Annotated in this window: 10 protein-coding genes; all 10 read left to right on the forward strand. The window is 52.9% G+C overall.

The window, feature by feature from the left end; genetic code table 11:
* The first annotated feature begins 37 nt into the window (after positions 1-37).
* The 10 genes from FYJ62_RS05020 to FYJ62_RS05065 all read left to right on the forward strand — a co-directional run bounded on the left by FYJ62_RS05020 (position 38) and on the right by FYJ62_RS05065 (position 12,340).
* The gene (locus tag FYJ62_RS05020) at positions 38-1,303 is read left to right on the forward strand and encodes a carboxylate--amine ligase (RefSeq protein ID WP_154548354.1); all 1,266 of its coding nucleotides are present in this window, start codon (positions 38-40) and stop codon (positions 1,301-1,303) included.
* Positions 1,304-1,435: 132 nt separating this feature from the next.
* Positions 1,436-2,602, forward strand: coding sequence for a GGDEF domain-containing protein (locus FYJ62_RS10980; protein WP_195837392.1), 1,167 nt, complete (start codon positions 1,436-1,438; stop codon positions 2,600-2,602).
* Between the two features lie 398 nt (positions 2,603-3,000).
* Positions 3,001-5,211, forward strand: coding sequence for an anaerobic ribonucleoside-triphosphate reductase (gene nrdD / locus FYJ62_RS05030; protein WP_154548358.1), 2,211 nt, complete (start codon positions 3,001-3,003; stop codon positions 5,209-5,211).
* A 71-nt stretch (positions 5,212-5,282) separates the two neighbouring features.
* Positions 5,283-6,005 (forward strand): anaerobic ribonucleoside-triphosphate reductase activating protein, encoded by a 723-nt coding sequence (gene nrdG, locus FYJ62_RS05035; RefSeq protein WP_154548360.1) that lies wholly within the window; start codon positions 5,283-5,285, stop codon positions 6,003-6,005.
* 13 nt (positions 6,006-6,018) lie between these two features.
* On the forward strand, positions 6,019-6,585 hold the full coding sequence (locus tag FYJ62_RS05040; RefSeq protein ID WP_154548362.1) for an iron-sulfur cluster assembly protein: 567 nt from the start codon (positions 6,019-6,021) through the stop codon (positions 6,583-6,585).
* A complete protein-coding gene (locus FYJ62_RS05045; protein WP_154548365.1) occupies positions 6,585-7,928 on the forward strand; it encodes a DUF438 domain-containing protein in 1,344 nt (447 codons plus the stop codon). Before FYJ62_RS05040 ends, FYJ62_RS05045 begins: the two co-directional genes overlap by 1 nt.
* A gap of 63 nt (positions 7,929-7,991) precedes the next feature.
* The gene (gene mscL, locus FYJ62_RS05050; RefSeq protein WP_154548367.1) at positions 7,992-8,375 is read left to right on the forward strand and encodes a large-conductance mechanosensitive channel protein MscL; all 384 of its coding nucleotides are present in this window, start codon (positions 7,992-7,994) and stop codon (positions 8,373-8,375) included.
* A gap of 240 nt (positions 8,376-8,615) precedes the next feature.
* A complete protein-coding gene (locus FYJ62_RS05055; protein WP_154548369.1) occupies positions 8,616-9,836 on the forward strand; it encodes an MDR family MFS transporter in 1,221 nt (406 codons plus the stop codon).
* Positions 9,837-9,994: 158 nt separating this feature from the next.
* On the forward strand, positions 9,995-10,354 hold the full coding sequence (locus FYJ62_RS05060) for a glutaredoxin (RefSeq protein ID WP_154548371.1): 360 nt from the start codon (positions 9,995-9,997) through the stop codon (positions 10,352-10,354).
* Between the two features lie 33 nt (positions 10,355-10,387).
* Positions 10,388-12,340, forward strand: a complete 1,953-nt coding sequence (locus tag FYJ62_RS05065; RefSeq protein ID WP_154548373.1) for a M13 family metallopeptidase — start codon at positions 10,388-10,390, stop codon at positions 12,338-12,340.
* Positions 12,341-12,680: the final 340 nt, after the last annotated feature.

The following is a 12,680-nucleotide window of genomic DNA, read 5'->3' on the forward strand; positions in this document are numbered from 1 at the left end:
AAAAAGCAAAAAAGAGAAAGAGAACAAGTTATTTCCAATGGCTAAATTTACACCAATTCTGTTGGGCAGCGACATCAACGTGTACGGCATGGCGCGCTCATTCAATGAAGCATATGGCATCAAGGTGCAGGCCTGGGCTGCCACCCAGCTGGCTGCTACCCGCTATTCCAAGATCGTCGACGTGGAAGTCCACCCGGGCTTTGCGGAAGACCCTGGCTTTATGCAGGTCATGAATGAAAAAATCAAGGAATACCAGAACCACCCAGAGCCAGTTATCCTGATCGCCTGCGGGGACGGCTACGCTGAGCTTTTGGCCAAGCACAAGGCGGAGCTGGAAGGAACCTTCATCGTGCCTTACATCGATTACGACATGCTGGAAAAGCTGATTTCCAAGGAAGGCTTCTACGAAGTCTGTGAAGAATACGGTCTGCCATATCCAAAGACCCACATCATCACCATGAAGGACTACCAAGACGGCTCTTATGAAGAGGTGCCGTTCCAGTTCCCAGTGGCCTTGAAGCCAGAAGACCCGGTTTCCTGGCTGGACGTGCAGTTTGAAGGCCGCAAGAAGGCCTTTGTCATCAAGGACTTTGCCGAGTTCAAAGATATCGTGGGCAAGATCTACACCAACGGCTACAAGGAAGACCTGATCCTGCAGGACTTTATCCCAGGCGACGACTCCCACATGCGGGTCCTGAACGCTTACGTGGATAAGGATCATCAGGTCAAGATGATGTGCCTGGGCCACCCAATGCTGGAAGACCCGACCCCGCAGTCAATCGGCAACTACATGGCGATTCTGCCGGCATACGATGAAAAGCTCTACGAAACGGTGCAAAGCTTCCTGGAAAAGATCAACTACACCGGGATGGCCAACTTCGACATCAAGTTCGACGAGCGCGACGGCCAGTACAAGTTCTTTGAAATCAACCTCCGCCAAGGCCGCTCCAGCTTCTACGTGACCCTGAACGGCTACAACCTGGCCAAGTGGTACATCGACGACTACGTGGAAGACTCCCTGAAGGGCAAGGAGACCGTTTACGGCAACAAGCTGGAAAGCACCCACATGCTTTGGCTTGGCGTTCCGGAGAAGATTTTCAAGGAATACGCCGTGGAAAATCCAGCCAAGGACGAGGCTTTGAAATTGATTGAAGCCGGCAAGGTGGGCACGACCGTCTTCTACGACAAGGACAGCTCCTTCAAGCGCTGGCTTTTGATGAAGTACATGTTCCACAACTACTACAAGCGCTTCAAGACCTACTTTGAAGTCAATAAGGGCCAGTACTTCGAAAAGAACAAGTAATCTTTTCAAAAAAGTAAAGATCATTAAAACGCTAGTGATGATCGCTAGCGTTTTTTTGCGGAAAAAATGGTAAAATATTCCTGGACATATAGTAAAATATCTGGTGTAAGCGATTGCGAAAGGAGGACGAAAGTGATTTACACGCCGGGAAAGTTCAACGAGACCTTTGACTTATGCGCCTGCATTATTTTGCTGGTATTGATCGTCGTTCGCTTAAGCCGGGGCTTTACCTGGACTTTGGAGCGCAGGAGCTCGATTGCCCTGCTGCTTTTGGACGTCAACGTCTTATTTTCGGCATTTTTCGGCTTTTGTTGGACTTACATGGCCAACCACGATATTTATGCTAATTCATGGCAGCCGTTTTTCTGCGGCATTGTGCAGAAGATCAGTTTTGCATCAATCTCTTTTTTGTTCTTTTTGTTTGCCTTGTTTTTGACCATTGGCGAACGCCCGCTAAAAAAAGACCGCTGGCTGATCTACTGCCTGCCGTACGCGCTGGCCATTGCCGCGTTGCTGCTTCCTTTCAGCCGGAACAAGATCTACCGGTTGGTCGCAAGCAGCTATTTTGTCCACGGCCCCTGGCACTGGATCCTGGATCTGTCAGCCTGCCTCTATCTCTACGGCGCTCTCAGAGCCGTTTGGCACCGCTGGCGGGAACTAGGGGAGCGCTTCTGGTGGACCGTGTCTTTTGAAGTCATCTACCTGCTGGCCATAGTCATGAACGCCAAATTCATCTATCTGCGGATGAGCAATTTTCTGCTGACCATGTCTTTGCTGACTTTAACCTTGTTCATTGGGGACTTTGACATCCGCGGCTGGCGCGAGCAGAGCGTGATCGACGAATTGTCTGAGATCAAGAACCGCTATGGCTTCCGGCATGACTTCCGCTATTTCGTGGACAAGGACCTCTGCGTGGCCATGCTGGACGTGGACCACTTCAAGGACTTCAACGACCTGGCTGGGCATAAGTGCGGCGATGAGGTCATCCGGATCGTGGGTCAGACCGGCCGGCTCTTTTTTGGCAATGACATTTACCGCTATGGGGGCGATGAGTTCTTGATCGTCACCAATCACATGACGCGCAAACAGTTTGTCAAGGAATTGGGCCGGATGGCCGACAGCGTGGCCAGCGCCTATATCGACGGGGCGCCGCGCCCCGTGACCCTGACCATTGGCTACTGCTTCGGTCACCCGCAAAACAACCAGGACCTGCGCGACCTGCTGACCAAGGCCGACCGCTACTTGTACCAGGGCAAGGAAGGCGGCCGCCGGCAGATCGTGGGCGAAAAAGTTGAGTAGCTGAGTAAAAGCAATTGCAAGCAACTGCTGTTTAGACGCTGGCCTAAGGCCGGCGTCTTTCTTTTTACCTGGATTTAAAAAAGTCCAAGCCGCTTTACAAAAAGCAAAAAATAAAAAATATTCTTTTTTAATAACTATACGGGCTCAAAGGGGCATCAGCACTGATTTTTTACTTGAGAATTGGGCCCTTTGTGGCTTTGTATAGACCACAACATCTTGTATTTTATGGTATGCTAGATCCATCAGATGACCAAGATATAGGGGTTATCCACAAATAATCCACAAGACCTGCTTTATCTTGTGGCTAACTTGCCAAGAGCAAGGGGAGCAGCTGCCAAAGCTGCCAAGCACGTATTCAGTTTACAAAGAAGATATTTTTTAAGAAGAGGATGATTGTCATGTTAAAGCCAGCTCCAGAAGTGAAGAGTCTTGTCTTCGCCAACGAACCCAAAACTTTTATCAAGCGTGATGGTGCGACTTTTAAGTTTGAACAATTCAAGCTGGAAATCGTCTTGGAAGAACTGGGTCTGGGCGACTCAGACATCAAGGCTGACGTTTTAAGCAAGGTTTACGACAAGCTGGGCGCTGACACGGCCACTGCCGAAGAAGTACACCGGGCCTTCAAGGAAAGCCTGAATGAACTTGGCTACCGCAGCCAGGCTCAAGAATATGAAAAGAAGCGCCAGGAAGACGAGGAAGAATGGCGCCAGCAGACCGACACCAAGCAGCGCCTGTCCAAGCTGATCCGCAAGGACCCAACGATCGTCCATGAGAATGCCAACAAGGACTCAGACGTCTTCGCGACCCAAAGAGACCTGACGGCTGGGACGGTTGGCAAGACGCTCGGCCTGACCATGATGCCCAAGCACATCGCCAAGGCTCACCTGCGCGGGGACATCCACTGGCATGACTTGGACTACACGCCTTTGTCACCAATGTCCAACTGCTGCCTGATCGACTTCAAGTACATGCTCAACCATGGCTTCAAGATCGGCAACGCCTTCATGGACGTTCCTAACTCAATCCGGGTGGCAACCAGCCAAGTGGCCCAAATCATCACCAGCGTGGCCTCAAGCCAATACGGCGGCTGCTCATTTGACCGCTGCGACCAAGTTCTGGCGCCTTTCGCCGAGAAGAACTACGAGAAGCACCTGGAAGAAGGGCGCGAATTCATCGACGATGAAGAAAAGGTCAAGGCTTTTGCCAAGAAGCGGACCAAGAAGGACATCTACGACGCAATGCAAAGCCTGGAATACGAGATCAACACCATGTTCTCCAGCCAAGGCCAGACGCCGTTCACGACCTTGGGCTTTGGCCTGGGCACCAACTGGCTTGAGCGCGAAATCCAAAAGGACATCCTGAGAGTCCGCATCGAAGGCTTGGGCGTTGAGCACAGAACCGCCATCTTCCCTAAGCTGGTCTTCACGATCAAGAAGGGCTTGAACCTGCACCCAGGCGACCCAAACTACGACATCAAGAAGCTGGCCTTGGAATGCGCGACTAAGCGGATGTACCCAGATATCTTGAGCTACGACAAGATCATCGACATCACTGGCTCCTTCAAGGCCCCAATGGGCTGCCGGTCATTCCTGCAAGGGTGGAAGGACGAAAACGGCCAGGAAGTCAACTCCGGGAGAATGAACCTGGGCGTCGTGACCCTGAACCTGCCAAGAATCGCAATGGAGAGCGAAGGGGACATGGAACGCTTCTGGGAGATCTTCAACGACCGCCTGCACCTGTGCCGGCAAGCCGTTGAATTCAAGGCCCACCGGGTTACTGAAGCTAAGCCGGTCAACGCTCCAACCCTGTATGAATACGGCGCCTTCGGCAAGGGGGTCGGCGATGACGGCGACGTCAACGACTTCTTCAAGAACGGCCGGGCCACGGTTTCCCTGGGCTACATTGGCCTTTACGAGGTCGGCACGGTCTTCTACGGGCCAAACTGGGAACATAACCCAGAAGCCAAGCAGTTCACCCTGGAAGTGGTCAAGAAGCTGCACGATGCCTGCGCCAAGTGGGAAAAGGAAGATCCAAACCACTACCACTACAGCGTCTACTCCACGCCAAGCGAAAGCTTGACTGACCGCTTCTGCCGTCTGGACACGGAAAAGTTCGGCAAGGTCAAGGACATCACGGACAAGGAATACTACACCAACAGCTTCCACTATGATGTCCGCAAGCACCCAACCCCATTTGAAAAGCTGGACTTTGAAAAGGACTACCCGCCATACGCGGCTGGTGGCTTCATCCACTACTGCGAGTACCCGAACCTGAAGCAGAACCCAGCAGCCCTGGAAGCCGTTTGGGACTGGGCCTACGACAAGGTCGGCTACTTGGGGACCAATACGCCAATCGACAAGTGCTACGAATGCGGCTTTGCCGGTGAATTCAAGGCCACGGCCAAAGGCTTTGAGTGCCCGCAATGCGGCAACCACAACCCAGAAACCTGCGACTGCGTCAAGCGGACCTGCGGCTACTTGGGCAACCCACTGAAGCGGCCAATGGTTCACGGCCGTCATGAAGAAATTGCCCACCGGGCAAAGCACATGACCCTGGGCATGGTTGACGAGGAAGCCAACGCGGAAAAGCTGAAGAACAGCCAATACTAAAAGGCGAGCATGAGATAGGCAATGGGATTTGTTCCATTGCCTATTTTGCTTTTTGAAAAGAGGAAACAAAGATGCCAGAAAAAGACAAAAACCAGCAAGAAGGACCGGATGTCCGCGACAACCTGATCAGAATCAGCGTTGACGGGGAAACGGTCTTCGTCAACCCGGACCAATACAAGCCGAAGGCCGGCCAGGAAGGCAAGCGGGTCAAGAAGATGAAGCGGATGCCCAAGAATCCCAAGCCGGGCGAATGGATTTCCGAGGACTACAGCAAGCACAAGATTGCCGACTACAAGCCCTTCAACTTCGTTGACGGGGAAGGGGTCCGCTGCTCCTTGTACGTGTCAGGCTGCCTGTTTGACTGCCCAGGCTGCTACAACCTGGCTGCCCAGAATTTTAACTACGGCCGCCCTTACACCCAGGAATTGGAAGACCAGATCATCAACGACATCAGCCAGCCTTACGTGCAGGGGCTGACCCTGCTGGGCGGAGAGCCATTCTTGAACACCTGGGTCTGCAACCGGATCATCGACCGGGTCAGAAAGGAATTCGGCCATGACAAGGACATCTGGTCCTGGTCTGGCTACACCTGGGAGGAGTTGCTCCAGGAGACGCCTGACAAGCTGAAGATGCTGCACAACATCGATATTTTGGTCGATGGCCGTTTTATGGACAACTTGAAGGACTTGACCCTGCAGTTTAGAGGATCCAGCAACCAGCGGATCATTGACGTGCAGAAGTCCTTCGCGACGCCGGACCAGCACCCGGTCATCTGGGACAAGCTGATTCGCTAAAAAGGAGGCAAGCATGATTGCAGACAAGCTCAGCCTGGCAAACCAGGTCATTGAAAAGCTCCAGGAAGTAGAAGACCCGGAACTCTTGGTGGACGTGGTCAACCTGGGCCTGATCTATGGAGTTGACATCACAGAAGCTGGCCGTTGCACGGTCACGATGACGCTGACGACCATGGGTTGCCCCTTAAGCGATTATTTGGACCAGCAGATCAAAGCAGCCGTGTGCCAGGTGCCAGGAATCACGGAGGCAGCCGTCAAGCTGGTCTGGTACCCCGTTTGGTCACCAGCCCGCCTGTCAGCCAGTGCCAAAGCGGCCCTGGGGATCAGCGGGCAGGAACAGCCAGCGCCTGCAGCAGTGAAAAAGCTTGATACGCGGACGCCGATCAAGACTTTGGCGGACCGGTATCCCAGCTTTGTGGATGACATGGCGGCGATTGGCTTTGACCGGATCAAGCAGCCGGGGATGCTGCAGACAGTCGGCCGGGTGATGAACCTGCGCCTGGGTTGCCAGGCCATGGGTTTTGACTTGGAAGAAGTAAAGCAGCTGCTGCAAGCGAAAGGATACCAGGTGCAAGACTGATGACTGAACAAATGAGTCTGGAGGAGCGGAAGGCCAAGCTGGCCGAAATCCTCCGCATTTTGCAGGAAGATGGGGACTTTGACCAGGCCAAGGCCAGATTTAAGGCAGCTTTTGACCAAGTTTCCGTCCGTGAAATCACTGAGGCCGAGCGGGCCTTGATTGCCGGCGGCTTGAATCCGGCTGAGATCCAGAACCTGTGCACCGTGCACGCGGAAGTATTTAGGGGAGCGATTGGGCAAAGCAAGGAGAGCCCGGCCTTTGCCCGGCCCGGTCACCCCGTGCACACGCTCAAGCTGGAGAACATGGTTATTGCCAGCTTGGTGAATGATGCTCTTTTGCCGGACCTGGACAAGTACGTCCAAGACCCGCGGACCGCGGTTTTGGCCAGGATCCGCCAGGAGCTGGCGGACTTGCGGACGATTGGCAAGCACTATGCCCGGAAAGAGATTTCGATTTTCCCCTTGATGACCAAGTACGGGATTACCGCCCCGCCGCAAGTCATGTGGGGCGTAGATGACGACATCCGTGGCTGGATCAGGGAGGCGGCGGCCTGTGCCGAGGAAGAAGCACCTGATCTAGAAGAGCTCAGCCGGAAGGTCAAGCGGGCGGCCAAGGAGGTCACGGAAATGATCTTCAAGGAAGAGGCCATCATGGTGCCTTTGCTGGCTGACGTGGCTAGTCCGGATGACTGGCGCAAGGTTAAAGAGGATGAGCCGCAGTTTGGCTATACCCTGATCAATCCGCCGGTCAACTGGCGGCCGAGCCAGCAGGAGCTGGCGGATTTTGCCAAAAAGCCGCGCGACCTGGACCAGCTGGCCAAGAACTGGAATGAGCAGATCAGTGCCTTTGCCGGCCAGCTGGGCGGCAATGAAAAAGCCAATTATGATGCTCAATTGTCGGTCGCTCCGGCAGCTTCCTCCAGCAAGGGGCCGGCGGCTCTAGGCCAGGTCTTTTTGCAGTTTGCCCAAGGAGGACTGAATTTTGACCAATTGTCCGCAATTTTGGATCTGCTGCCCTTTGACCTGGCGTTTGTCGATAAGGACGACATCATCCGCTATTTTGGCGGCAATTGCGGCTTCTATCCGCACTCAGCCAATGACTTGGGGATGAATCTTTTCAGCATCCACATGCCCAAGAGCGTGGCCAAGGTCAAGCAGATCGTGGCTGACCTGCGCAGTGGCAAAAAGGACAAGCATGAATTCTGGTTTGAGCTCCGGGGCCGCTTCGTGTACATCCAGTACATTGCCGTGCGCGATCAGCAAGGCCAATACCTGGGCGTCTTGGAAGTCCTTCAGGATGCCACCCATGTCCGCGGTCTGCAGGGCAATAAAAAGGAGCTCTAAAGAAAATATGATATACTTGACAGGAATTAATGCTGAAAAGCGCAAATTTTTGGGAGTATTATCATGATTAAAGAGTTTAAAGCTTTCATTGCCAGAGGCAACGTTATTGATTTGGCAGTCGGCGTGATCATGGGGTCTGCCTTCACGGCCATCGTCAACTCGCTGGTCAAGAACCTGATCAACCCCTTGATCGGGCTGTTCGTGGGCAAGATTGACATGTCCAACCTGATCTTGCAGATCGGTGATACCAAGTTCAAATACGGGGAATTCATCAACTCCGTGGTCAACTTCCTGATCATTTCTTTCGTGATCTTCCTGTTGGTCAAGGCGATCAACAAGCTGACGCCGAAGAAGGAGAAAGAGGAAGCGCCAAAGGTTTCGCCAGAAGCTGAATACTTGGCGGAAATCGTTGACCTGCTGAAGGAAGAACGGAAGCCGGAAGCATAAAAGGCAATGTAAGACATTGGTTTTGGGAGAAAAGACGAGTCTGGGAAAAGGACTCTAACGAATATAAAAGGCTTCTAGAAGTGATAAAACTTCTAGAAGCCTTTTTATTCACAGCAGAGAGCTGCTTCCCCCTGTTAACTTAAAATAACTTGTTTTTGCAAGTCGTTTTTTTAATTGATAAACTAAGCTTGAGAACTTGTCAGTTTTAGCAATGCGTAAAAAGGGGGATGATGAGAAAAAATGAGATTGCAACATGGTGAAAAGGGCGGCAAAGAAATCGGCTTGCCTTGGCTGCTGCTGGCTGAACTGGCCACTTGGATCGGGGCCAGCTTTATTTGGCCGCTGACTTCGGTCTACTTGAACAAGCGCTTGGGCATCAGCCTGTCGGTAATCGGGATCGTCCTTTTCTGCAACTGTGCCGCCAACATGGTTGGCTCGACCTTGGGCGGACGCCTGTTTGACCGCTTGAATCCGTATCCATTGATCGTGGGCGGGATGCTGACGGATGCCGTCATTTTGCTTTTGATGGCTTTCTTCCACGGTTGGCCCATCTACTGGTTCTGGCTGATCTGTACTGGCTTCCTAGGCGGCTGGGACGGGGCCGTGATCAATTCGATCGCGACCAGCCTGCGCAAGTACCCGGGCCGCTACGTCTTCAACATCTTGTATTTTGCCCAAAACTTGGGCGTGGTAATCGGGACCTTGATCGTGGGCTACCTGTATGACTATTCGATCGAGCTCTTGTTCATTATTGCCAGCCTGCTGTACGCGATTGGCGGCGTGATCGCGATCTTCAAGTTCAGACCGATCATTGCCTACCATGACCGCCGCAAGGCCCGTAAGGCCGCCGGCCAGGCCCCGTCAAAGACGGAGCCAATGCCAAAGGCCAACTTCATGATGACGATGGGCTTCTACATTACCTTGGGCGTGACCTGGCTGATGTACATGAACTGGGAGTCCAACCTGTCGGTCTACATGGTCAGCCTGGGCATTCCCTTCCACCTGTACTCAACCTTGTGGACCATCAATGCCAGCATCATCGTGATCGTCCAGCTGATCCTGGCCCGCTTCCCGGGAATCTTCAAGACGATCTACCACCAAATCTTCTTTGGCGTCTTCATGTTTGCCATTTCCTGGCTGACTCTGATTTTTGCCAAGACCTACCCGGGCTTCGTGCTCTCCATGTCAATCCTGACCTTGGGCGAATCGACGGCCTTCTCCGCCATTCCCGCCCTGGTCAACGATATGTCGCCATACACCAGCAAGGGCAAGTACCAAGGCTTGACCTTGGTGGCCAGCGGGGTGGGCCGGGCCCTGGGGCCGCTGTTTGGCGGGACCTTGATCGACCTCTTTGGCTACAAGGCCATGTTCATCGTCGCCAGTGCCGGCATTTTCCTCTGTCTGTTCTTCTTGATTCCGCTGCGGTCCAAGATGAAGGATAAGCTGCAGCTGTATAAGTAGGAAAAAGCCAGCAGCTTAAAAAGCAAAGCTTTGCCCCTGGCAAAGCCGCAAAAGAATCCAGCAATGGATTCTTTTTTTGCTTGATCAAGCACTTTGGTGTCACTCTTTGCCGCAAAAATGTAAAATAGATAACAAAATGATGAAACGGAGGAAAAACTATGCTGACAGTATATGGCACCAAGATCTGTCCGGACTGCATTGCTTGCGAGGCAAGCTTTAAGAAGTACGGGATCGGCTACCGGTTCGTGAACATTTTCGCGTCAATGCCAAAGATGAAAGCTTTCATCCAGCTGCGCGACACAAACCCGGTCTTTGATCATCTAAAGGCGGTCCATGACTTGGGCATTCCCGCCTGCGTCAAGGAAGACGGGACGGTTTTCACTGACTGGGAAGGCTACCTGCGGAAACAGGGCTTTGAGCCAATCTGGCCGGCGGAAGCCGATGAAGCCATGGAGAAGATCAAGCAGGAAAAGGCAGCGGCCGGCGCGGCTTGTGGCGTCGGCCAGCAAGGCTGCTAGTTAAATAATGATAATCGCAATTCAGGAGGCATAATGATTAAACAAAACGTACGCGGAGGCGCAGGCGACACGACTGTCCCAGATCTGCAAGCCCGTCCGCAAGACAACTTGTACTTGGCCGTAAACTCAGAATATCTGGACAAGCTGGAAATTCCAGCTGACCGCTCCAGCATGGGGAGTTTTGTCAAGATTGCTGACAACGTGGAAAAATGGCTGATGGCCGACTTCGCTGACTTTGCCGATGGCAAAAAAGCCGTTCCAGACCTGGCCAACATGGATAAGGCCGTTGAGCTCTACAAGCTGGCCCGGGACTTCGACAAGCGCGACAGCGATGGCGCGGAGCCGATTCAAGCTGACTTAAAGGCTTTGGAAGGCATCAAGGACTGGAGCGACTTGAACCGGCAGGCTCCAGCCTTGGCTAAGGCTGGCTTTGCCGTGCCGTTCTCCGTTTCTATCGACGCGGACATGAAGAATACCAAGGTTAATGCGGTCTACTTTGGCGGCCCGTCAACCTTTTTGCCAGACACGACTACTTATCAGAGCCCTGACGCGGAAAAGCTGCTGGACGTGTTAAAGAAGCAAAGCCTGCAGCTGTTCAAGATGGCTGGCGTTGAAGATGACAAAGCCGCGGAATACGTTGCCGGCGCCTTGGCCTACGACAAGAAGCTGTCCAAGATCGTCAAGTCCAGCGAAGAATGGGCTGACTACCCAGCCATGTACAATCCGATGAAGAGCGTGGACTTCTTGGAGAAGTTTAGCTCCTTCGATATGAAGGGCTACTTGGAAGGGTACCTGGGTGAAGTGCCAGAAGTTATCATCAACACTGAACCCCGCTACCTGGATGGGGCAGAGCAGCTGCTTAACGCGGACAGCTTCGCGGAAATCAAGGGCTGGATCCTGACCAAGTTCATCAACGGCGTTGCTTCCTACCTGTCTCAGGCCTTCAGAGAAGCCGCCTTCCCATTCAGCCAGGCCCTGTCCGGCCAGCCAGAACTGGCCAGCGGGGTCAAGCAGGCCTACCGTCTGGCTGACAGTGCCTTTAGCGAAGTAGTGGGCATTTACTACGGGAAGAAGTACCTCGGGGATGAAGCCAAAGCGGACATCATCGACATGATCCACAAGATGCTGGCCGTTTACGAGGACCGGCTGGCCAAGAACGACTGGCTGTCCGAAGCTACTAAGCAGCAGGCTATCGTCAAGCTGCAGGCCTTGATCCTTAAAGTCGGCTACCCAGACAAGATCGAAGACATCTACAACCGTCTGCAGGTTGTGCCGGCCGGCCAAGGCGGCAGCCTCTATTCCAACGAGCGCGAAATGACCAAGGAAAGCATCAAGTACAGCCTGGAGAAGCTGCACAAGCCAGTTGACCGGACGGTCTGGCTGATGCCGGGGAACATGGTCAACGCCTGCTACGACCCGCAGAGAAACGACATCACCTTCCCGGCAGCCATTCTGCAGGCGCCGTTCTATAGCGCCGACCAAAGCCGGGCCGCCAACTACGGCGGGATCGGGGCCGTAATTGCCCATGAAGTCTCCCACGCTTTTGACAACAACGGGGCCAAGTTCGATGAATACGGCAACCTGAAGAACTGGTGGACTGACGCTGACTACAAGGAATTCGCCAAGCGGACTCAGGCCGAAGTTGACTTGTTCGATGGCCTGAAGTTTGGTCCAACCACCTTGAAGGGCAAGCAGATCGTCTCTGAAAACATTGCCGACCAGGGCGGCTTGACCGCGGCCGTAACTGCCTGCGAACAAGAAGGCGGCAACGATTTGAAGGAATTCTACGCCAACTGGGCCCGCGTTTGGGCGCAAAAGTCCCTGGAAGCGGCCATCAAGATGATCGTTTCCGTCGACGTCCACGCCCCAGGTCCACTGCGGGCCAACGTCCAAGCCCAATGCCAGGACCAATTCTATGAGGCCTTTGACGTTAAGCCAGGCGACGGGATGTACCTGGAAGTTGACAAGCGCGTCAAGATCTGGTAAGACTGGAAAAAGAATCAGCGACAAGCAAAAGCCGCCAGCTCGAATTGAGCTGACGGCTTTTTGTGTTATGTGTGTTGTGTGTAAGAGGAAAGAAAAATAAAAAAGAAATTTAGATATAGAGGAGAAGCTTTCTTGCTTCTGTCTATGGTTATATAGTACGCAAATTATATGGCGAAATTGTGAATATAATTGTGGAGTTTGGTGAAGAAATTGGGTTCAGTATAAATTCTTGTGTAAATAGAAATTAGATAACAAAAAAAGAAGGGTTGTCCCTTACAATGTTAATAACGACAAAAACATGGGGAGCCCTTCTTACTATGAATTATACAGAACTGTCAGT

The sequence above is a fragment of the Lactobacillus porci genome, from assembly GCF_009695985.1.
Taxonomy (GTDB): Bacteria; Bacillota; Bacilli; order Lactobacillales; family Lactobacillaceae; genus Lactobacillus; species Lactobacillus absianus.